The sequence below is a fragment of the Meiothermus ruber DSM 1279 genome (genome assembly GCF_000024425.1).
GTDB classification, from domain to species: Bacteria; Deinococcota; Deinococci; order Deinococcales; family Thermaceae; genus Meiothermus; species Meiothermus ruber.
Map to the genome: position 1 here is coordinate 639,962 of NC_013946.1, position 20,821 is coordinate 660,782.

23 protein-coding genes are annotated in these 20,821 nt (G+C 61.9%); 11 read left to right on the forward strand and 12 right to left on the reverse strand.

The genetic code is table 11. From position 1 onward, the window contains the following. A complete protein-coding gene (locus MRUB_RS03340; protein ID WP_013012945.1) occupies positions 1-816 on the forward strand; it encodes a PilW family protein in 816 nt (271 codons plus the stop codon). Between the two features lies 1 nt (position 817). Here MRUB_RS03340 and lepA read toward each other — a convergent pair whose 3' ends face one another. Next, the gene (gene lepA, locus MRUB_RS03345) at positions 818-2,617 is read right to left on the reverse strand and encodes a translation elongation factor 4 (RefSeq protein WP_013012946.1); all 1,800 of its coding nucleotides are present in this window, start codon (positions 2,615-2,617) and stop codon (positions 818-820) included. Positions 2,618-2,801: 184 nt separating this feature from the next. On the opposite strand from lepA, the gene MRUB_RS03350 reads away from it, so the two are divergent. Together MRUB_RS03350 and MRUB_RS03355 are read left to right on the forward strand one after the other, a co-directional pair. After that, entirely contained in the window at positions 2,802-3,641 is an 840-nt protein-coding gene (locus MRUB_RS03350; protein WP_013012947.1) for an ABC transporter substrate-binding protein, read from the forward strand. Between the two features lie 232 nt (positions 3,642-3,873). Then, positions 3,874-4,101, forward strand: a complete 228-nt coding sequence (locus MRUB_RS03355; protein ID WP_013012948.1) for a cold-shock protein — start codon at positions 3,874-3,876, stop codon at positions 4,099-4,101. Positions 4,102-4,227: 126 nt separating this feature from the next. On the opposite strand, the gene acpP is transcribed toward MRUB_RS03355, so the two are convergent. The 7 genes from acpP to MRUB_RS03390 form a co-directional block, all read right to left on the reverse strand. After that, the gene (acpP, locus tag MRUB_RS03360) at positions 4,228-4,461 is read right to left on the reverse strand and encodes an acyl carrier protein (RefSeq protein ID WP_013012949.1); all 234 of its coding nucleotides are present in this window, start codon (positions 4,459-4,461) and stop codon (positions 4,228-4,230) included. 71 nt (positions 4,462-4,532) lie between these two features. Then, positions 4,533-5,270: a 3-oxoacyl-[acyl-carrier-protein] reductase gene (fabG, locus tag MRUB_RS03365; protein ID WP_013012950.1), complete on the reverse strand. Its 738-nt coding sequence runs from the start codon at positions 5,268-5,270 to the stop codon at positions 4,533-4,535. Positions 5,271-5,283: 13 nt separating this feature from the next. Then, complete coding sequence (fabD, locus tag MRUB_RS03370) at positions 5,284-6,204, reverse strand: ACP S-malonyltransferase (protein ID WP_013012951.1); 921 nt, start codon at positions 6,202-6,204, stop codon at positions 5,284-5,286. A 25-nt stretch (positions 6,205-6,229) separates the two neighbouring features. Continuing rightward, entirely contained in the window at positions 6,230-7,207 is a 978-nt protein-coding gene (locus MRUB_RS03375) for a beta-ketoacyl-ACP synthase III (protein ID WP_013012952.1), read from the reverse strand. Between the two features lie 180 nt (positions 7,208-7,387). Beyond that, a complete protein-coding gene (rpmF, locus tag MRUB_RS03380; RefSeq protein WP_013012953.1) occupies positions 7,388-7,579 on the reverse strand; it encodes a 50S ribosomal protein L32 in 192 nt (63 codons plus the stop codon). Between the two features lie 89 nt (positions 7,580-7,668). Next, positions 7,669-8,427, reverse strand: coding sequence for an SAM hydrolase/SAM-dependent halogenase family protein (locus MRUB_RS03385; protein ID WP_013012954.1), 759 nt, complete (start codon positions 8,425-8,427; stop codon positions 7,669-7,671). A 75-nt stretch (positions 8,428-8,502) separates the two neighbouring features. Further along, a complete protein-coding gene (locus MRUB_RS03390) occupies positions 8,503-9,999 on the reverse strand; it encodes a tetratricopeptide repeat protein (RefSeq protein ID WP_013012955.1) in 1,497 nt (498 codons plus the stop codon). 131 nt (positions 10,000-10,130) lie between these two features. On the opposite strand from MRUB_RS03390, the gene MRUB_RS03395 reads away from it, so the two are divergent. The 3 genes from MRUB_RS03395 (at position 10,131) to queA (ending at position 12,615) form a co-directional block, all read left to right on the forward strand. Beyond that, entirely contained in the window at positions 10,131-10,796 is a 666-nt protein-coding gene (locus MRUB_RS03395) for a hypothetical protein (protein ID WP_036199916.1), read from the forward strand. A 216-nt stretch (positions 10,797-11,012) separates the two neighbouring features. Then, on the forward strand, positions 11,013-11,591 hold the full coding sequence (locus tag MRUB_RS03400) for a LabA-like NYN domain-containing protein (RefSeq protein ID WP_013012957.1): 579 nt from the start codon (positions 11,013-11,015) through the stop codon (positions 11,589-11,591). 7 nt (positions 11,592-11,598) lie between these two features. Continuing rightward, entirely contained in the window at positions 11,599-12,615 is a 1,017-nt protein-coding gene (queA, locus tag MRUB_RS03405; RefSeq protein ID WP_013012958.1) for a tRNA preQ1(34) S-adenosylmethionine ribosyltransferase-isomerase QueA, read from the forward strand. Positions 12,616-12,652: 37 nt separating this feature from the next. Here queA and cysE read toward each other — a convergent pair whose 3' ends face one another. Then, positions 12,653-13,201 (reverse strand): serine O-acetyltransferase, encoded by a 549-nt coding sequence (cysE, locus tag MRUB_RS03410; protein WP_013012959.1) that lies wholly within the window; start codon positions 13,199-13,201, stop codon positions 12,653-12,655. Positions 13,202-13,309: 108 nt separating this feature from the next. Beyond that, entirely contained in the window at positions 13,310-14,047 is a 738-nt protein-coding gene (locus MRUB_RS03415) for a YebC/PmpR family DNA-binding transcriptional regulator (RefSeq protein ID WP_013012960.1), read from the reverse strand. 130 nt (positions 14,048-14,177) lie between these two features. Between MRUB_RS03415 and fabF the strand changes: the two genes are divergently transcribed. From fabF to MRUB_RS03440, 5 genes are all read left to right on the forward strand, one after another. Further along, positions 14,178-15,407: a beta-ketoacyl-ACP synthase II gene (gene fabF, locus MRUB_RS03420; RefSeq protein ID WP_015586407.1), complete on the forward strand. Its 1,230-nt coding sequence runs from the start codon at positions 14,178-14,180 to the stop codon at positions 15,405-15,407. A gap of 129 nt (positions 15,408-15,536) precedes the next feature. Next, positions 15,537-16,784 (forward strand): S41 family peptidase, encoded by a 1,248-nt coding sequence (locus MRUB_RS03425; RefSeq protein WP_235438149.1) that lies wholly within the window; start codon positions 15,537-15,539, stop codon positions 16,782-16,784. 9 nt (positions 16,785-16,793) lie between these two features. Then, positions 16,794-18,074 carry a S41 family peptidase gene (locus tag MRUB_RS03430; RefSeq protein WP_013012963.1) on the forward strand — a complete coding sequence of 427 codons (1,281 nt, stop codon included), beginning with the start codon at positions 16,794-16,796 and terminating at the stop codon, positions 18,072-18,074. Between the two features lie 101 nt (positions 18,075-18,175). Next, on the forward strand, positions 18,176-18,649 hold the full coding sequence (locus tag MRUB_RS03435) for a GNAT family N-acetyltransferase (RefSeq protein ID WP_013012964.1): 474 nt from the start codon (positions 18,176-18,178) through the stop codon (positions 18,647-18,649). Positions 18,650-18,665: 16 nt separating this feature from the next. Next, complete coding sequence (locus tag MRUB_RS03440; RefSeq protein ID WP_036199196.1) at positions 18,666-19,451, forward strand: SDR family oxidoreductase; 786 nt, start codon at positions 18,666-18,668, stop codon at positions 19,449-19,451. 71 nt (positions 19,452-19,522) lie between these two features. Here the strand turns inward: MRUB_RS03440 and ccmA are convergent, their stop codons facing one another. Together ccmA and MRUB_RS03450 are read right to left on the reverse strand one after the other, a co-directional pair. Continuing rightward, positions 19,523-20,098 carry a heme ABC exporter ATP-binding protein CcmA gene (gene ccmA / locus MRUB_RS03445; protein WP_015586408.1) on the reverse strand — a complete coding sequence of 192 codons (576 nt, stop codon included), beginning with the start codon at positions 20,096-20,098 and terminating at the stop codon, positions 19,523-19,525. Between the two features lie 21 nt (positions 20,099-20,119). After that, entirely contained in the window at positions 20,120-20,809 is a 690-nt protein-coding gene (locus MRUB_RS03450; RefSeq protein WP_013012967.1) for a cytochrome c biogenesis CcdA family protein, read from the reverse strand. Between the last annotated feature and the right edge of the window lie 12 nt (positions 20,810-20,821).

Genomic DNA, 20,821 nt, shown 5'->3' on the forward strand with positions numbered 1-20,821 from the left:
ATGCGCAAGACAGGCTTTACCCTCATAGAAATGCTGATTGCGGCCGCCATTGGGGTGGTCATTCTGACTTTAATTGCCGCGGGATTGCGCAGCAGCGGTGATAGCCTGCGCTTCATACAAAACAACCAACTCCTTACCGAAGACCTGCGCAACGCTGGCAACCTGATAAGCGACTATCTGTCTGTGGCGGCTTTTGTGTACCCTCCCGGCGTGACCCTTAGCATAGGCAGCGCGGGTGGCTATAGCGTGCGCAATCCGCGCACCGGCGACAACACCTGGCAGACGGGTCTGGATCCGGTGATAGCCCTGCTCCAGCCCCCGCGAGTAGAGAATGGGGTGGAGGTGGTGAAATTCGTGATGATCTACCCGCTCAACCGGGGCTGGGTGGTCGCGCGGGCCACCGGGGCCGAGAACCCCGGCTCAGACCCTGCCAACAACGACAAGTGGTTGCTGTACATCTACGAACGCAACCTGACGGTGGGTGGCAACCGCCTGCCCAATGGGCTACCGGCCACCATGCCCACCACCATACCGGGCAGCAGCGGCAACCTGCTGGCCGACTATGTGCAGCCGGGCGGTTTTATGGTGAGCTTTGCCGACTGCCTGAGCTTCGACGAGGAGGGTCTGGCCATCCCGGTGCCCTGCCCTTCCACCGCACCTGCACCGCTTCGGGCCGAGCACAGTGCGGCGCGGGTGCGTTTTTCGCTGCAGGGCGAGATAAGGCAGGGGGGGCGCGACGCCCGCGTGCCGGCCAGCCCCTGCGTTTCGAAGCGGCTCCCCGCAACCTGCCCCAGCGGCTTAGCGAGATTAGCCTGAACTAGTCGCGCCCGGCCGACAACACCGCCAGGAAAGCCTCCTGCGGCACATCCACCTTGCCGATGGCCTTCATGCGCTTTTTGCCTTCCTTTTGCTTTTCCAATAGCTTTTTCTTGCGGGTGACATCGCCGCCGTAGCACTTGGCCAGCACGTCTTTGCGCAGGGCCTTGACGGTGGCGCGGGCGATGATTTTGCCCCCGATGGCTGCCTGGATGGGCACCGCGAACTGCTGGCGGGGGATGACCTCGGCCAGCTTGTCCACAATCTCACGCCCGATGCCATAGGCCTTGTCTTTGTGGGCAATAAAGGCCAGGGCGTCCACCGGCTCCTCGTTGACCAGGATGCTCACCTTGACCAGATCGCCTTCCTGGTAGCCGGCCTGTTCGTAGTCCATGGAGGCGTAGCCCCGGCTGATGGACTTCAGGCGGTCGTGGAAGTCGTAGAGGATCTCGCCGAAGGGCACCTCGTACACCAGCTCCACCCGCTTGCCGACGTAGTGCATGTTGCTCATCTTGCCGCGCTTTTCCTGCAAAAGCTGCATGATGGAGCCCACGTATTCCTCGGGGGTGTAGACCGTGAGCTTGACGTAGGGCTCGTAGATGGCCTCGATTTTGTCGGGGTTGGGCAGCTCGGAGGGGTTGTGAATCTCGATCTCCTCGCCGTTGGTGAGCTTGACCCGGTAAATCACGCTGGGGGCGGTGGAGATGAGGTCGAGGTCGAACTCGCGCTCGAGCCGCTCCTGCACAATTTCGGCGTGCAGCAGCCCCAGAAAGCCGCAGCGAAAACCAAAGCCCAGCGCCTCGGAGGTCTCGGGCTCAAACGAAAGCGCCGCATCGTTGAGCTTGAGCTTCTCCAGGGCCTCGCGCAGCCGGTTGTACTCCTGGGTGTCGGTGGGGTAGAGGCCGGCGAACACCACCGGTTTGGCCGGCTGGAAGCCCGGATAGGGGGCTTCGCAGGGGTTCTGGGCCGAGGTGATGGTGTCACCCACCTGGGCATCGCCAATCTCGCGGATGGCGGCGGTAACCCAGCCCACCTCGCCGGGGCCCAGCCGGGCGACGGGCTCCAAGGCCCCAGGCCGGAAGACCCCCACCTTGTCCACCTCAAACACCTTGCCGGTAGACCAGATGCGGATGGTGTCGCCGGGCTGGATGCTACCGTCCATCACCCGCACGTAGGGGATCACCCCCTGGTAGGCGTCGAAGATGGAGTCGAAGATCAGGGCCTGCAAGGGGTGCTCCGGGCGGCCCTTGGGGGCCGGGATGCGGGCCACGATGGCCTCGAGGATATCATCCACTCCCTGGCCGGTTTTGCCCGAAGCAAAAATGCAGTCGTCGGCGGGGATCCCCAGCACCTCTTCCACCTCCAGCGCCACCTCCAGGGGCTGGGCGCCGGGCAGGTCAATTTTGTTGATCACCGGGATGATGGTGTGTTCATGCTCCATGGCCAGGTAGAAGTTGGCGATGGTTTGGGCCTCCACCCCCTGCGAGGCATCCACCACCAGCAAAACCCCCTCCACCGCGGCCAAAGCCCGGCTCACCTCGTAGCCGAAGTCCACATGGCCGGGGGTGTCAATCAGGTTGAAGATGTAGGTCTCCCCGGCTTTGCTCTGGTAAAACAGCCGCACCGCGCTGGCCTTGATGGTGATACCACGCTCGCGCTCGAGTTCCAACGAGTCCAGAAACTGCTCGCGCATCTCTCGATCCGAGACGGCTTTGGTCATCTGAAGAATGCGGTCGGCCAGCGTAGACTTGCCGTGGTCTACGTGCGCGATGATGGAAAAATTGCGAATCCGTTCCTGCACAGCCTATCCATTGTAGCCGATGCTGCAGGAAAGTCTGTAGTTGCGGCGGGCGCTTGGCGGAATGGGCAAGAAAAAGGCGGCAGGTTGATGGTCTTGGTGAACCTGCTCGCCCTGCATTGACGCCCTCATTGGGGTTCTGTAAAGTTGAGCAGAACATATAGACCGGGTAGCTAAGGAGGTTTCCATGAAAAGAATCGGGATTCTAGGACTGGCGGTTCTGGCCTCGCTGGGGATGGCCCAGACCAAAATTGGTAACTGCGAGGTCACCGGTCCCAAAGGCCAGTTCCCCATCCGCCCGGCGGTGGCCGGCCAGCTTACGGTGCAGACCAACCTGCCGGGGCCGGGCTTCTGGAATGGCGACAGCCCCGCCACCATCAAGGACGGCTTCGAGTACTGCCTGGCCGCCAACATCGCCCACCGCGCAGGGCTGGATAAAGTGGTGGTGCAGAACGTGGCCTGGGATGCCCTGATTGCCGGCCAGACCCGCAACTTCGACTTTGCTCTCTCACAGATCACCATCACCGAGGCCCGCAAGCGGGTGGTGGACTTCTCGAGGCCCTACTTCTCCTCGGATATCGGCGTGCTGGTGCGGGCGGCTGATAAGGCCAAATTTAACTCCCCGGCCAGCCTCAAGACCGCCCGCCTGGGTGTGCAGCAGGCCACCACGGCGGCCAAGTTCCTGAGCGAGACCCTCAAGCACCCCCAGAACCTGACCCGGGTCTTTCCGGATGTGGCAGCGGGCTTCACGGCCTTGCGGGCCGGTCAGATCGATGCCTTCATCATCGACACCTCTATTGTGCTCTCGGAGGCGGCCAAGTCGGGTGGGGCCCTGGTGGTGGTGGGTCAGTTTAGCACCGGCGAAAATTACGGTGCACTCTTTACCAAAGGGAACCCCAACCGAGCCCAGATTGACAAGATTTTGGAGGCCCTGGAGAAAGACGGCACGCTCAAGAAACTATCCCAGACCTACCTGGCTAAGGAATGGGGGATTGACCCCACCACGGTGCCGCTCTGGCGGCCCTAGCAGCCGACAAACGCCCGCCGGCAACGGCGGGCGTTGTGCGAGTAGACATAGCTCGCTGAGTAGTGCTATCTTGAGGCGTCTGGGAGTTTTCTGAGGTGGCCCATGTTGTTTTGTCCACGGCCTGGCGATGGGGGGATTTTCTGTGGCCAGCGGTGGTCGAATGATGTTTGGGTAGTTCAGCGCCTTGGTCCCGGGCCGGGTTACTGTCCAGTTGCCCGTGGTAAGGAGCAGTATGCAAAAAGGTAAGGTCAAGTGGTTCAATGCAGAAAAGGGCTATGGCTTTATCCAGCGCGAAGAGGGGGAACCGGACGTATTTGTGCACTACAGCGCTATTCAGTCTCGTGGTTTTCGCACCCTGAACGAAGGCGACGTGGTAACCTTCGAGATTGAGCCCGGAAAAAACGGTAAAGGGCCTCAGGCCGCCAACGTGAGCGTGGTTGAACCGGCCAAGCGTTTTTAAGAGCAACCACCACGAAGGGAGGGGTGTCGACCCCTCCCTCGTTTGTTGCAAGCCCGGCTCCTAAACCACCCTGCTTTGCGCAAAGCCAGGCCAAACCATGCTGCGCAGCCGTCGTATGTGGCTGTTCTAAGCTTGCTTGCTTTGGATGAAATCGATGGCGTCCTGTACGGTGCGGATTTTTTCTGCGTCTTCGTCGGAGATCTCCAGGCCGAACTTGTCCTCCAGGCCCATGATCAGCTCTACGGTATCGAGGCTGTCAGCGCCCAGATCTTCGATAAAGCGGGCCTCGGGCACTACTTTTTCGGCATCCACGCCGAGTTTTTCCACGATCACTTCTCTTACATCGTCTAGGATTGCCATGTTTTAACCTCCATAAGATTAGGGTTTATTCTACCGTGCGGGATTCTACCACATCAAAACCGGGCAGGGTTTTAGTGTGGGGTCATGCCGCCATCCACACACAGGGTTTGACCGGTGATATAGGCCGCATCGTCCGAGGCCAAAAAGGCCACGGCCTTGGCCACCTCCTCGGGCTTACCGAGGCGCCCGGCGGGGATTTGCTTGAGGTACTCGGCCACAACCTGCTCGGGCAGTTTGGCGGTCATGTCCGACTCGATAAACCCCGGCGCCACGGCATTGACGGTGATGCCGCGGGTGGCGTACTCCTTGGCCACTGACTTGGTGAAGCCAATCAGGCCCGCCTTGGCCGCCACGTAGTTGGCCTGGCCGGGGTTGCCCAGGATGCCCACCACGCTGCTGATATTGATGACCCGGCCCCATCTGGCCCGCATCATCAGCTTGATGGCCTCGCGGGTGGTGTGGAAGATGGCGCTCAGGTTGGTGGCGATCACCGTGTCCCAGTCCTCGTCCTTCATGCGGATCAGAAGGGTGTCGCGGGTGATGCCGGCGTTGTTGACCAGCACCTCCAATCCACCCAGGGCGGCGTTGGCATCGGCTACGAGTTTTTGCGCCGCTTGCGCACTGCTCAGGTCGGCCCCCAGCACCACCACCTGGCTGGCCCCCAGGGCCTGGGCCTCGGCGGCGGTGGCCTCGGCGGCGGCCTGGTTGCCGGCATAGTGCACGGCCAGGGCATAGCCCCGCCGGGCCAGCTCCAGTGCGATGGCTTTTCCGATTCCACGTGACGAACCTGTTACCAGGGCTTTTCGCATACTTCCTCCAGGGCTAGCCTTGCTTCAGCACGGCCAGGTACTCGGCAATTTCCTGTGGGCGGGTTAACGAGCGGGCCTCCACCCCGTCCAGGGTGCGCCCCACCAGGCCGGTCAGAACCTTGCCAGAGCCGAACTCGAGATACACCTTCACCCCTTGCGCCTTCAGGTGCTGCAGAATCTCCACCCAGCGCACCGCATGGGTGATCTGCTCCAGCAGCAGCTCCCGAATGACCGAGGGGCGGGTCTCGGGCTGGGCCCGCACGTTGGAGTACACCGGGAAACGGGGGGTGGAGAGCTCCACCTGGGCTAGGTCGGCGGCCAGACGTTCCCGAGCAGGCCGCATCAGCGAGGAGTGAAACGGAGCCGAGACCGGCAGCGGGATCACCCGCGCTTTGTGGCCCTTGAGCACCTCGGTGGCCTTCGCCACCCCCTCGGCCGTGCCGGAGATGACGGTCTGCTCGGGTGAGTTGTAGTTGGCGACCTCCACCCCGGCAAGGCCGGCGGTGAGCTCTTGGATGGTCTGGGCCGGAACCTTCAAAACGGCGGCCATGGCACCCGCCCCCACCGGCACAGCTTCCTGCATGTACTCGCCGCGTTTGCGCACCAGGCGCAGGCCATCCTCCAGGCTGAGGGTGCCAGCGGCCACGTGGGCCGTCCATTCGCCCAGGCTGTGCCCTGCCGCAAAGCTGGGCAGTGCACCGCCCATTTCCAAATAGGCCTGGAAGGCTGCATAGCCCACCGCCAGAAGGGCCGGCTGCTGGTTGGCGGTTAGTTTGAGTTCCTCCTCCGGGCCTTCCCACATCAGCTTGAGCAGACCGGGCAAAGCGGCCTCGGCCCGATCCAGGGCCTCGCGGGCCGCCCTCGAGCCCTCATAAAGCGCCTTGCCCATGCCAATTTCCTGCGACCCCTGTCCGGGGAACAAAGCTGCAATCATGTCTCACCTCATCAAGGCCATGGCCTTAGTCCGGCTGCCACCAGGTCATCACGCTGGCGGCCCAGGTGAGGCCAGCGCCAAAGGTCACGAACAGGATATGGTCACCGTTGTGGATCTTGCCTGCGTCCAGAGCCTCCTGCAAGGCGATGGGCATGGAGGCCGTGGAGGTGTTGCCGTAACGGTCTACGTTGACCCAGACCTGCTCGGGGGGCAACCCCAGGCGCTCGCGGGCTGCCTCGATGATGCGGGCATTGGCCTGGTGGGGGATCAGGTACTTGATGTCTTCGGGCTTGAGGCCGGCTTTTTCGATGGCCTCGAGCGTGGCGGTGTTCATTACCCGCACCGCAAACTTGAAAACCTCCCGCCCATTCATGTAGGCGTACTGGCGCATGGGGCTGCCGTCGGGTAGTTTGTCGGCGATGCAGCGCAGCATCAGCTCCTTGCCCCCTGAACCGTCGGCCCCCAGGACAAAAGACTTGAAACCATACCCTTCCGGCACCGGGCCAATGACCGCGGCCCCGGCCCCATCGCCAAACAGCACCGCCGTGGAGCGGTCGGTGTAGTCGAGGATTTTGGAAAGGGTCTCGGAGCCGATGGCGAGCACCTTGCGGGCCAGACCGCTTTTTACCATGGCATGGGCCTGGGCAATGGCATAACCCCAGCCTGGGCAGCCCGCCAGCAGGTCGTAGGCGCCGGCATTCAAACCAAAACGATCCTGCACCAAAGCAGCCGTGGCCGGGAACAGGGCATCGGGGGTGTTGGTGGCCACAATCACCAGATCCACCCCCTCCAGCGCGCCGCGCCCATGACGGCGGATGAGGTCTTCGACGGCCCGGAAAGCCAGGTGCGAGGTGAACTCCCCCTCGGCGGCCAGCCGCCGCTCTCGAATCCCCGTGCGGCTGACAATCCACTCGTCGGATGTATCTAGGATCTTCTCAAAATCGTGATTGGTCATCACCCGCTCGGGGGCGTAGGTGCCAAGGGCAAGGATACCAATGTTCAACGTTGCCTCCTAAAGCTACCCCAAAAGCATAGGGCACTTCAACAAAGATAACACCCCCAACCCCCCCTTGTGCTGGAACGCGGCTTGAACCAAGTCTAGACGGCAGATCCAGCGGATGGGGGCAAAAGAACAACCCCAGCCGACGGGTTGCGCCGCCCTGGGGCTGTTGAAGCAGGAATTTTAAGCTTTGACTTCCAGTATCTTTTTGCCGGCGTAGTAGCCGCAGCTATCGCAGACGGTGTGGGGCGGGATCAAAACCCCGCAGTTGGCGCACTTGATGAGGGTGGGAGCCGTGAGGGTGGAGACCGCAGCCCGGCGGATGTCCCGGCGGGACTTGGAGACTTTTTTCTTGGGTACTGGGTGCTTGGCCATCTTGGGTCACTTCCTTTGGGAATACCAACCCCTGGGTGGGGTTGCGCTCGGCAAACCGTTCTCCAATCTACAGGCTGAAGCCCAAAAGGTCAACCTAGCTCCACCCGATCCCCCTGCTTTAGGCCGAGCTGCTCCTGGGCATTGCCCAGATGGATGGCAACCTCTAAAAGCCCGGCGCTGCCCACATAGGCCAGGGCGCTTCCTACCGGAACCTCGGCGTAATGGGAGGCTACCGGAATGTGGTGGTAGCGAATGCGCACCTTTTTGCCGCGGACCTGGGCGGGGGTGGCCAGCAGGGTGGTGATGGCATTGCCGAAGCGGTCAAATGTGAGTACCTCGCCGTGGTTGCCAAAGTTCAGGTGGATGGGCAGGCGCACCAGCTCGGCAACCGGCACCTCCGGGCCGAAGCGGGCCGGCTCAACTCCCGAGGCCAGGTGGGCCGCGACTGGCCCAAATACGTCACGCCCGTGAAAGGTGGCCGATTTGCGGGGCAGGTGGTAGGCGGGGTTCTCGAGCAGGTAGGCTTTGCGCGGGGGGTCTTGCAGGTAGGCCAGGGTGAGCAGGCCGTTGTCCGGGGCCACGTAGCAAAGACGCTCGCCAATCACCAGGACGGCCCGGCGGGAGGAGCCCACCCCCGGATCAACCACCGCCAGCACCACCGACTGCCGGGGTAGATAGGGCACCGACTCATACAGGATGTAGCTGGCCCGGCGGAGGTCGCCAGGGGGCAGGTTGTGGGCCAGGTCGTGAATAACCGCCCCCGGCGCTGTTTGCCGCATGACCGCCTTGACCACCGCGGCGTAGGGGTCGGCCAGACCGAAATCGGAGAGAAAGAAAATTTCCCGCATCTCCAGGAAGTCTATACAAAAAAAGCCCCCTGCACAGCCACCCTCCCAAACCTAGAGCCGGCTGCCGCAAAGGGGTTAGTTAATCAGCAGTGTGCGCACCCAGGGCAGGTTGGCGATCAGGGTCAGAATTAATCCAGCCATAACCCAGGCCGTAGCCCCAGCCAGCGCCCCTTTGGTGCGCAGGTAAAGCCAGCCCAAAAAGAGGCTGGTCATCAGGAAGAAAATTGTAGGCCCAGGAATTGCCAGGGCATACAGCACCGGGATCATCAAGCCGCTTAGCTCTTTGTAGCGCTCTTTAAAAATCGGATACCCTACCCCGCGCACCACCACTTCCAGAAAAGCCAGACCGAAGAAAATGGGATACATGGTGCCGAGCCCGCTCAGGCCCAGGGGCTTGGCGATATAGGCGTACAGGCCCAACAGGGCCAGCAAGACCAGCCCTGCCCAGGTGCCTTCTATCCAGCTCGAGCGCGGCCCAAGAGCCTGAACCAGGCCCGGTTGCCCCACCATTCGGTAGGCGATGAGCAGCGCGAAAGCACCCATTAAGAAATAAAACACCGGGCGTACAACCTGGCCCTGGAAAGGGGTAAACAGGGCCAGTAGGTTCTGATAGAGCACCTGTCCGATACCTATACTGGCCAGCCCGGCTAAAACAATGGCCAGCAGCAGCCACAGGTGAAGCGAGCCGGGCCCAAAGCGCCGCTCGTTGCCCATCTCCACGGTGCGCATTGGTTCAATGCGGCTTTCGCCATAGAGCACCAGTGCCAGGTAGACTAAAAATACGGCCAGCCACGGCCAGACCTTGCCGAGCAGGCTGCTGGGCAGGCTGACCCTCGAGGACAGCTGCCGTAAAACCAGGGCACCTTTCTCAAACTCCCCCAGGCCGTAGTAAACCATCGCCAGTAAACCCAAGGTTTGGATGTAGTCCTTTTCCAGGGGGCCCAGGCGGGGTAAGACCTCTTCAAGAGCTTCCGCTGCTGCGCGGGAATTGCCCGAAAGCCACATCAGGCGGGCTTGCACTAGCTGCTCCTTCGGACTGCTGCCCAGCAAGCCCAGGGCTTCTTGGGGCCGGCCCAGGCGCTCTGCCAGGCGGGCAGCTCCCAGACGGGCCTCTTCCGAGGCCGTTATCCGAAGGTAAGTGGCGTAGGCTTCCTCGTAGCGGCCCAGGGCCTCGAGCACCTGCGCCCTTAGCAGCACTGCTTCGGTGCTGAGTCCCCTGGGCAGGCGCGCCAGCGCCTCGGATGGCCGCCCCTCCAGCAGCAAAAAGCGCGCCTCCAGCAGGGCCACCTCGGGGTCTTGGGGGCCCAGTTGCTTCATTTGTTGAAGGAAGGGCTGGGCCGCAGCCAGGTTGTTTTCCTCGAGGTAGATGCGTCCCAGCAGTTTGATGCTGGGCAGGTGATTGGGGTTGTCCACCAGCGCGAGCTGACAGGTCGCTTTGGCGCTGTCCCGCACCCCCTGGTCGTATAGGGCCTTGCACTGGGTGTAGTAGCCCTCAGCGCCAAGCTGGGCCAGGGCCGTGAACGCAAATAGGGCGATTCCAACGGCAAAAGGAACCGCTCGTAACGCTATCATGGGGGTAGTGTAACATGCGCACCCAGGGTTGCCGCCCACAGATGCACATCCGGTACAATCCGTGCGACTTTGTGGTAGGTTGTGTGCCGTTATACAGGGAGGAAACTGTGAGGAGTCTGGTGCTGGTTTTGATGGTGCTTTGGTCGCTGGCTTTGGCCCAGAACGTCGCAGCGGTTGAGAAACTGGTAGACGACGGCAAGTTTCAGGAAGCATACGAGGCCGGTTTACGTCTGGGCAGCGCGGAGGGTTTTGTGTTGGCGGCTAGGGCGGCCAGCTATTTTGCGGGCTACCTGGCCAAGGACAACGAGAAAGCCGACTGGTTTGGCCGGGCCGAAGCCGCCGCCCGCCGGGCCATCCAGGCCGATGCCGATAACGCCGAGGCCTATTTTGAGCTGGCTCGAGCCCAGGGCCGCCTTTCACAGTACCGGGGCATTCTGGAAAGCCTGGGCCTGGCTAGCAGCATCAAGGAGAACCTGGACAAGGCCCTGCGCCTGAACCCCCGCCATGCCGGGGCCAGGGTTGCGCTGGCCCTGTGGCACCATTCGCTCATCTCCAAGAACGTGGGCTGGCTGTACGGGGCCAACGGCAACCAGATTATGCCCCTCTTCAACGAGGCCATCCAGCTCGAGCCCCAGACCATCATCCACAAGGTGGAGCTGGCCGGGGTGCTGGCGGCCCAGGGTAAGAAAGAAGAGGCCCGCAAGCAGTACGAGGCCGCTTTGGCGATTGCCCCCAAAACCGCTGCTGATCGCTTCGACCTCGAGCGGGCCCGGCGCGAGCTGGCAGCCTTGCGTTGAGCCCGACCCTTCAAGGAAGGGCGCATACGCTTATACCAACCGGCCTGCCACGGGGGCGGTTTTGATACAATTTCGTATTGAGTCAGGATGAGTGGCCTTCATCGCAGGGGCCATTCATCCTGATCGAAGGAAGCGTGCCGGTTTGCTTTGGAGCAGGTACGAAGACAACCTTTATGTAGCCGGTATTATAGATATCGATTTTCAAAAGGAGCTTTGATGAACGACCCTTTTAGCCGTATCCCCGGTTGGAGCCCCCAGCAGCGTGTGGGCCTGTTCGTTGATACCCAAAACCTCTACCACTCGGCCCGCGACTACTACGGGCAGAACGTCAACTTCGAAAGCCTGATGCGCTATGCGGTGGCCAACCGCCAACTGGTGCGGGCCACCGCCTACGTGGTCGAGCGCGAACACGACACCTCGGCCTGGCCCTTCATCTACAAGCTCTCCACCATTGGCTTCCGGGTGCGCCGCATGAATCTGACCCTCAAGGAGACCACCGACGAGGGCAAGCCCATCTACGAAGGCAACTGGGATATGGGTATCGCCGCCGATATGGTGCGGCTGATGCACACCCTGGACGTGGTGGTGCTGGGCAGCGGCGACGGCGACTTTGTGGACATCGTGGAGGTGCTGATGGAACGCGGCATCCGGGTCGAGGTGATCGCCTTCAAGGAAACCACCTCGCAAAAACTGATTGATGCCGTAGACCGCTTCATCCACCTGCCCGAGATCGAGAATGCTTTCGTGCCCAGCAAGGAGCGGGAGCGCACCCTGATACCGCGCAGCGAGCCCTGATTCTGAAATGAACCTCGAGGACTTCGACTACCACCTACCCCCCGAACTCATCGCCCAGAGCGGGGCCGAGCCCCGCGACGCCTCGCGGCTGATGGTGATTGACCGCCAGACCGGCCAGATTACCCACCGCATCTTCCGCGACCTGCCCCAGTACCTTCGGGCAGGGGATGTGCTGGTGCTCAACCAGAGCAAGGTGATTCCGGCCCGCACCTTTGCCACCAACCCACACGGAACGGGGCTCGAGGTGCTGCTGGTACGAGAAATTCCCTCTGGCGAGGGGCTCTGGGAGGCCCTGCTCAAGCCGGCCAGGCGGGCTAAGGTGGGCTCGAGGCTGACCTTTCCCGATGGGCTCTTCGCCACCGTGGAGGCCATCGAAGCAGACGGAACCCGGTTGCTCAGGTTTTCCGGTAATGTCTGGGAACACCTGGAAAACATCGGAAAGATGCCGCTGCCGCCCTACATTCAGGCCTCGGTAGATCCGGCCCGCTACCAGACCGTGTACGCCAAAACCCCCGGCTCGGTGGCCGCGCCCACGGCGGGGCTGCACTTCACCCCCGAACTGCTGGACAGGGTGCGGGGGCTGGGGGTGGATATTCAATACGTCACCCTGCACGTGGGCCCCGGCACCTTCAAGCCCGTCCACGACGACCCCGACCGGCACGTGATGCATTTGGAGCCCTATGAAGTTTCGCCCCAGACCGCCGAGGCGGTCAACCGTGCCAGGGCCGAGGGGCGGCGGGTGATTGCGGTGGGCACCACGGTGGTGCGCACGCTCGAGACCGCCTATAGCGCCGAGCTGGGGGGTGTCCAGGCGGGGGCCGGCGAGACCCAACTGTTCATCCGCCCGGGGTTCAAGTACAACGTGATAGACACGCTGATTACCAACTTTCACCTACCCAAATCCACCCTGCTGATGCTGGTATCGGCCTTTATGGGGCACGGGTTGATGAAACAGGCCTACCAGACCGCGGTAGCCGAACGCTACCGGTTTTATAGCCTGGGCGACGCCATGCTGATTCTTTAGTGTAAAGGGCCAAAGGGTAAAGCTTCCCGTGGGGTACTTAAGCTGGGGCGGCCTCGAGCGCCTCTTCCCGAACGATAATCTGCGCCGGGTTCCCGATGGCGGTTGCGCCGGGGGGCACGGGCTTGGTGACCACCGCCCCGGCCCCTATCTTGGCCCCATCGCCCACCACAATAGGCCCCAGCACCACCGCATGAGCCCCTAGCAGCACCCCCTTGCCAATGGTGGGGTGGCGCTTCTCACGGGTGAAGCCGGTGCCGCCCAGGGTCACCCCGTGGTACATCAGCACATCGTCGCCCACCTCGGCGGTCTCGCCAATTACAATGCCCATGCCGTGGTCAATCACCACCCGGCGGCCAATGCGGGCCCCGGGGTGAATCTCGACCCCCGTGAACATACGGGTAAAGTGGGCCAGAATGCGGGCCAGTAGCTTGAAGTTGGCCCGCCAGAGCCAGTGGTTGAGCCGGTGCATCCACAAGGCGTGCATCCCTGGGCTAAACAAAAAAGCCTCGAGAGGCCCTCGAGCCGCCGGATCTCGTTCGAGCACAGCCTGTATATCTTCTCTAAAACGTTCGATGACTCGCAGCATGGCCTGAACCCACAGCCGACACTATGCACTAAAGAGGTCAGCTTCTAAGTACCCAAGATTAATTCACCTGGAGCAGGACGGCTGTGAGCCGATAGCCTATTGCTTTAGCTAAGCTCCAATCGAGACGTTATCCAGGTTGAGGTTGGTGTACACGTTCTGCACATCGTCGAGCTCTTCCAGCGCCTCTACCATGCGCAGCACCTTCTCGGCCTCTTCCTGGCTCAGGCTCATGGTGTTTTGCGGCACCATGGTGATCTCGGTGTCCTCGGGCTTGAAGCCTTTGGCCTTGAGGGCGTTGGCCACGGCATAGACTTCCTGGGGGTCGGTGTAGATTTCCAGGCCTTCCTCGCTCTCCTGAAGATCAATCGCCCCGGCCTCGATGGCGGCTTCCTGGGCGGCCTCGCTGTTGGGCTCAACCCAGATATAGCCCCGCCGCTCAAACTGCCACGAGACCGATCCGGTAGCCCCCAGGCTGCCCCCGTGTTTGTTGAAGATATGGCGCACCTCCGAGGCCGTGCGGTTGCGGTTGTCGGAGAGGGCCTGCACGATGATGGCCACCCCACCCGGTGCGTAACCCTCGTACACGATCTCTTCGTAGTTGCTCCCCTCGTCGTCGCCGCCGGCCAGGCGCTTCAAAAGGCGCTCGATGTTGTCGTTGGGAACGTCGGCGTCCCGGGCGGCTTCGATCAGGTTGCGCAGGTTGACATTGGCTGCTGGGTCGGTACTGCCCCCGGCCCTGGCCGCGGCTGCAATCAGGCGCAGGTATTTGCTGACGATTTTACCCTTTTTGAGGTCGTTGGCGGCTTTTTTGCGCTTAATTTGTGCCCATTTGCTATGACCAGCCATACATCACCGTTCCTTAGTATACGTCAGCCCCCACCGGGGGAAGCAGTCAGCCCTCGAGGGGCTTTTGCTTGCAACAGGCCTTTAGAGCTTGGACTTAGAACAATTGCGGCGGTGTTCTATAATGGCCTTTATGCGTCGCGTCGTCGTTACCGGAATTGGCCCGGTGGCCCCCAATGGCATCGGAGCCGAAGCCTTTCACAAAGCCCAGCTCGAGGGCCGGTCGGGCATCCGCCGCATCACCCAGTTTGACGCCTCGAGCTACCCCGTGCAGATTGCCGGCGAAGTGGATATTAACCCCGAGGCATACATAGACAAGCGCGAACTGCGCCGCCTGGATCGCTTCACCCAACTGGCCCTGATTGCTGGGCATCTGGCCTTGCAGGATTCAGGGCTGGAGCTTGAGAAAGAAGACCCCACCCGCATCGGTACCCTGATCGGAACCGGCATCGGGGGCATGATCACCTGGCAGGAGCAGAGCAAGGTGCTCTTCGAAAAGGGCGGCACCCGCCTATCACCCTTTTTCATTCCCATGATGATCGCCAACATGGCCTCGGGCCAACTGGCCATGAAGTACGGCTTCATGGGGCCATCCTCCACTGTGGTGACAGCCTGCGCCACCGGCTCAGATGCCATTGGCAACGCCTTCCGGGTCATTCAATTGGGCGAGGCCGATGTGATGCTCACCGGTGGCACCGAGGCGGTGGTTACCGAGATGGCGATTGGCAGCTTTGGGGTGATGCGGGCCCTCTCGACCCGCAACCACGAGCCCGAAAAAGCCAGCCGTCCCTTTAGCAAAAGCCGCGACGGCTTTGTGCTCTCGGAAGGGGCCGCGGTGCTGGTGCTGGAAGAGTACGAGCGGGCCAAAGCCCGCGGTGCGAAAATCTACGCCGAGCTGGTGGGCTTTGGGCGCAGTGCCGATGCCCACCACATCACCGAGCCCCACCCCGAGGGCGCGGGCGCGGCCCTGGCCATGCAGGCGGCCCTCAGGGATGCCAGAATCGGCCCTGAGCAGGTCGGCTACATCAACGCCCACGGCACCTCCACGCCGGTTGGGGACAGGGCCGAGACGCTGGCTATTAAAAAGGTCTTCGGTGAGCACGCCTACAGGCTTTCGGTCTCGTCCACCAAAAGCATGATTGGTCACCTGCTGGGCGCGGCGGGGGCCATTGAGGCTGTGGCTACCGTACAGGCCCTGGCCAGCGGAATTCTGCCGCCCACCATTAACCTCGAGGATCCCGATCCCGAACTCGACCTCGACTACGTGCCCAACACCCCTCGAGCCAAACAGGTGGACTACGCCCTCTCCAACTCGTTCGCTTTTGGGGGCATGAACGCCACCCTGCTCTTTAAGCGGGTCTAGCTGGAACGGGTTCGACCGGGAGACTTCCTACAGGCGCTTCGGCGGATTGCCGAAGCCAGGGGCCGGCTTTTACAACCCCAGGCCCAGCTACCATTCGCTTAACATTTTTTTGCGTATCATTGAGGGAATATGGCCCTACGACATGCGCTATTAAGCGGTATGGCAGCCTTCGCGCTGGTCGGTTCAGCGGTGGCTTCGCCCGCCCAGGATCTTTTCGACCAGGCCACTTTCCTGATCGGCTTTTACTACAACGGCCCGGCCAAGGTTCCCCCCTTCAGGGAACTGCGGCGGCAGTACCAGCCGGAACTCGACCGGCTCTGCGCTTCCGAAGGCAACCGCTGCGGCTTTGATAAAGCAAAACAGGTTATCGAGCGCATTGTGCGGGATATTGCCGATCCGTTTACGGTCTTGGTCACTCGAGACCAGCTCATTGATGACGAGCGCTATGGGGCTGGCCTGGGGCCTGCGGCCCCCAGGATAGGGGTCTGGGTACGCGAGACCCCCAGGGGGCTGGTGGTGAGCGAGGCCTTCCCCGGTGAGCCGGCCTATGAGGCGGGGCTGCGCCGGGGCGACCTGATTACCCAGGTGGCAGACCAGCCTGCAACCCTGGCCCGGCTGAGTGCGGCTGAAGCAGCCCGCAACCCCTTTAGCCTGCGTTATAGCCGGCAGGGTGCGGCCCGCAGCCTGACCCTGACCCCACGGGTGGCCGGGGCCACCATGCAACCCAGGCTGGAGATCAACAACAACATTGCCTATCTACGCGTCTATCACCTGTATAGCTCGGACAGCTACTCCACCGCCCAGCGCATCCACGAGGCCGCGCGCCGGGCCGAGCAGGCCGGGGCCCGTGGGATGGTGATCGATCTGCGCGATGCCCTGACCGGTTACGACTCGGAAGCCCTGCTGGCGGCGGCGGCCTTTACCGGTACAGGGGGCTTTATCTACGACCGCCGCTTCCAGGGGCTGGACGAGACCCACACCGTGGAAAACGGCAAGCTATACGTGCAACCCGAGGGAGCCGAAAAGGAGGAGCAAAGTGCCCTCGAGCGGCCTTACCTGGCCCGCATCCCGGTGGTGGTGCTGGTTAACCGCCATACCTATAACTCCGCCGAAATGCTGGCCTACTTCCTGCAGGCCGCGGGTCGGGCCAAGGTGGTGGGAGAGCCCACCGCCGGTGCCCTGGGGATGTCGGGCAGCGCCGAGGGCCCCCTTATCAACGGCGATTTTATTGCGGTTTCTTCGCTTAGAATGCGCAACCTGGATGGCTCGCCCTTCCCCCTCAAAGTCAGTCCCGATGTGGTGGTGGAGGACGACCTCGAGGCCCTTGTTGCCGGACGCGATCCGGTGCTGGAGCGCGCCCTGGAAATGCTGCGATAGGTGAATGCTATGCGCCAACTGTTTGCCACCCTGGCCCTGCTGCTGGGCTCGTTTTCGCTGGCCTCGCCGGCCCAAGACCTCTTCGACCAGGCCAGCTTCTATCTGGAGTTTTATTACAACGGCCCGGCCACGCTCAACCTCAAAGAGCTGACGGCCCGCTACCAGAGCGCACTCGATCGCGCCTGTGCTCCCCAGAAAGATACCTGCCCCTACGAGCAAGCCGTGCCCATCATCGAGCAGATGCTGGGGGAACTCAACGACAACCACACCTATTATCTGAGCCCCGAGGAATTGCGGGGCTCCCGTGAAAGCCGTCAGGGCAACGCCCCTTCCCGCACGCTGCGCATTGGTGTCAGCCACCTGCCCGTACCTGGTTCCCGCGATCGCCTCATTGTGGATGTGGTGGAAGGGGGGCCAGCCGACGAGGCCGGACTGGCCTATGGCGACCGCATCATCGCCATTAACGGTCGGCTTCTGAGCGAGTTCCCCGACGATAACCAGGTCGTTCAGTTCCTGACGCAGTCGGTGCAGTCGGGGCGCCCGGTGGTCTTAACCATTCTGCGCGGCCCTGAGCGCCAGCGCCTCGAGATCACCCTAACCGGACGCGAGATTAATCTGGCCCGCTTCCCCTCCCTCAAAATTAGGCCCGATGGTGTAGGGGTGCTCAAAATTCCCAACTTCGATGCGCAGGGCCAGGTGGGCCGTCGGGTGCATGAGCTGGTGCGCGAGGCCCAGCAGAAAAATGTGCGGGCCTTGGTGCTGGAGTTGCGTGGAAACAGCGGTGGCCTGCTCAACGAGATGATACTGGCGGCAGCCGCTTTCCTGGACGATGCTTATGTGGCCCTGGTAGACCGCTACCAGACCGAGCGCGCTGAGTTTCGCATCCGCGATGGGCGGCTCACCATTATCCGCAACGGCCAGACCGAGAGCGCCAACCTCCCCTTCCTGGCCCGCTGGCGCGGCCCGCTGGTGGTGCTGGTTGATGGAAACACCGCTTCAGGGGGGGAGTACCTGGCCTCGGCCATCCAGCGAGCCAAGGTGGGGCCGCTGGTTGGGGTGGCCACCCTGGGCATCGGCAATACCACCACCCGGCCCTTCAATCTGATCAACGGGGGGGCTTTGAGCATCTCCTACAACCGGGCCTTTTTCGCCGATGGCACACCCTACCCACCCCGGGCCATCCCAGACTTTGTGGTGGAGAGCTCCCTTGAGCAGCTAGCCAACACTGGGCGCGACCTGCCGTTCGAAAAAGCCCTGGAGGCGCTGGGCATAAAGTCGGCTGGCCGCTAAAGCGATACGCTGATGGGCCGATCACACAGGGGGTGATGCGGGGTGTGGGTTGAAAATTACAACACAACCCGCTTGAGCTGCTTACAATCTGGGTAAATCGTATGAAAGTTTCTACGCGTCTCGTCTTCCTACCCGTGACCACCGATTCGGCTGTAATTGTGCACAACCTGTACTTAAACTGCCCCACCTACATTGCCCTGATTGGGGGGGATATGCCCACCCTCAACGATATTCAACGTGAGCTCGAGACCCTGCGCCACGACACCAGGCGCCAGGCTGTATTGCTGATGCAAGAGGGTCGCGCCGTGGGTTTTCTGGACTACAAGGTGGCCTACCCCGATCTGCACTCGGCCACCATCAGCCTGCTGCTCATCGAGGAAAGGCTTCAGGGCCAGGGCTTGGGCAAGGCCGCTGTGGAGCAGCTCGAGGCTCAGTTGCGCAGCCGGATGAATCGGTTGTACGCCGTGGTCTATGGTAACAACGAGCAGGCCAAATGCTTCTGGGAGCGGGTGGGCTTTGAGCATCTGCGTGATAGCGGCCCGACCCTGAGCTGGTATATGAAGTCTCTGCAGTAGTTTTGGGGGTATTTCCGTGGATCTGGGCATTGCGGGCAGGCTGGCCCTGGTAACAGGAGCGTCGCAAGGAATTGGGCGGGCTGTTGCGATCACTTTGGCGGAAGAGGGGGCTCGAGTGGTCGTGACAGCCCGAAACCAACAGAAACTCGAAGAACTGGTGCACGAAATTAGAGCGGCTGGGGGAGAGGCCCACGCCATTGCGGCCGACCTCACGCAAGACCGCGCGCTCGAGCACCTGATTGCCCAGACGCAAAAGCTGGGTACCGTGGAGCTTTTTCTGGGCAACACGGCGGGGCCTAAGCCCGGGGCGGCACGAGATTTGAAGGTGCAAGACATTCGTGTGGCTGCAGAGCAGCTTTGGTATCCGATGGTGGCTCTGGTTAATGCGCTGCTTCCCGGTATGCAGTCGAGGCAGTTTGGCCGCATTCTGTTCATCACCTCGCTGGCAGCGAAGGAGCCCATTGAGAACCTGGCCCTGTCCAACGCCCTGCGGGCCGGCCTGACCGGTTATGCCAAAACCCTGGCTAGGGAGGTGGCGCCCTTTGGTATCACGGTTAACACCCTGGGGCCAGGTTATACCCGCACGGAGCGGGTTGAGGAGGTATTTGCTTTCCGTGCCCAACAGCAGGGTATCAGCCTGGAAGCCGCGTATGCCCAGCAAACTGCCCAGATACCGGCTGGTCGGATGGCCTACCCGCAAGAAATTGCCGATGTGGCTGTTTTTCTGCTCTCGGCCAGGGCCGGCTACCTGACCGGCCAGGCCATCATGGTGGAGGGCGGGGCTATCCGGGGATTGCTTTAGAGGGGTTGGGCTGCTTGGCTGGGAAACGTTGGTTTGGCAGAACCGGCATAGACGAAGCCGCAGGTTTGGCGTCACGGGCCTTGTAGCTCAACTATCCGGTCTACCAGGGAAAGCCAGCTTTTGTCGTGTGTGGCAATCACCACACCACCCCTGGAGCGCGCCTGCTGTACCAGGTTTTCCAGCAAGCCCCGCCCTTGTGCGTCTAGGGCAGCTTCGGGCTCGTCCAGTAGCCAGATATCGGGATTTTGCAGGTGCAATCGGGCCATGGCCAGGCGCTTTTTCATGCCGCTGCTGTAGCTCAGGACAGGCTTGTCGTGTGGAAGCCCAAATTGGGTCAGCGCGGCCCGAATTTCACTGCGACCACCGGTTTTTCCATCGAGCCGAAGTGCGTAGTGCAGGTTTTCAGCTCCGGTAAAGTGCCGGTGGAAAGCCGGTGGATTAGCCAAGAAGCCCACCCTTCCGCTTAGCTTGACCGAACCCTGGGTGGGACGCACCAACCCAGCCAGCACCCGCAACAGGGTGGTTTTGCCCACGCCGTTGGGGCCTACCAGGGCGACGGCTTCGTGTTGAGCCAGTTGAAAATCCAGGTTGCGCAGCACCCAGTCCCGCCCGTAACGTTTGGAAACGGCTATGGCTTCGATAAGCATAGAACATACCATACACGCCGACTACTGGCCGATGAGAATTTTCTCGAGGTTTAGCAGCCGCTCGGGGGTGATTTTTATAAAGAAGCTGTTGAGCCGGGTGAAAGTGCCGGTGAACATCAGGATGCCCATTGCGACCAGGGCCACCCCTGCTACCGCCTCGGCCCAGCGGGAAAAGCGGGCCGCCTGGCGCAGCACAGGGCGGATGCGGTCGGTCAACAGGGCCACCAGCAAAAACGGAACCGCCAACCCCAGGATGTAAGCCAGTAGGGAATTGATCCCACCCCCGGCCGCGGTGAGGGTAAGAATGCCCCCCAGGATCGGGCCAATGCAGGGAGTCCAGCCCAGTCCCAGAACGGCGCCGAGCACAAAAGCCCCCCAGGGGCGGCTGGTGTCCCCTTGGTATCGTAAATTAACGCCCCATTGGGGTTTCAGGCCCAGCATGTACAGACCCAGCAGCACCAGGATTGCACCACCTGCTTGGCCCAGCAACTGCCGGTTTTCCGATAAAAAACTGCCCAGCAGGGTGAAGGGGAGCCCCAGTAGCAAGAACAGCAGCGAGAAACCACCCACAAAGAAAAGGGCGTTGAGCAGCGGTCGTCCCCGCTCTCCACCCAAGTACAGCAGGTATGTGGGCACCAGGGGTAGTACACAGGGGGAGAGGAAGGAAAGAATACCAGCTAGAAAAGCCGCTACCACACTCATGGCTGCCATCATAGACCTGAA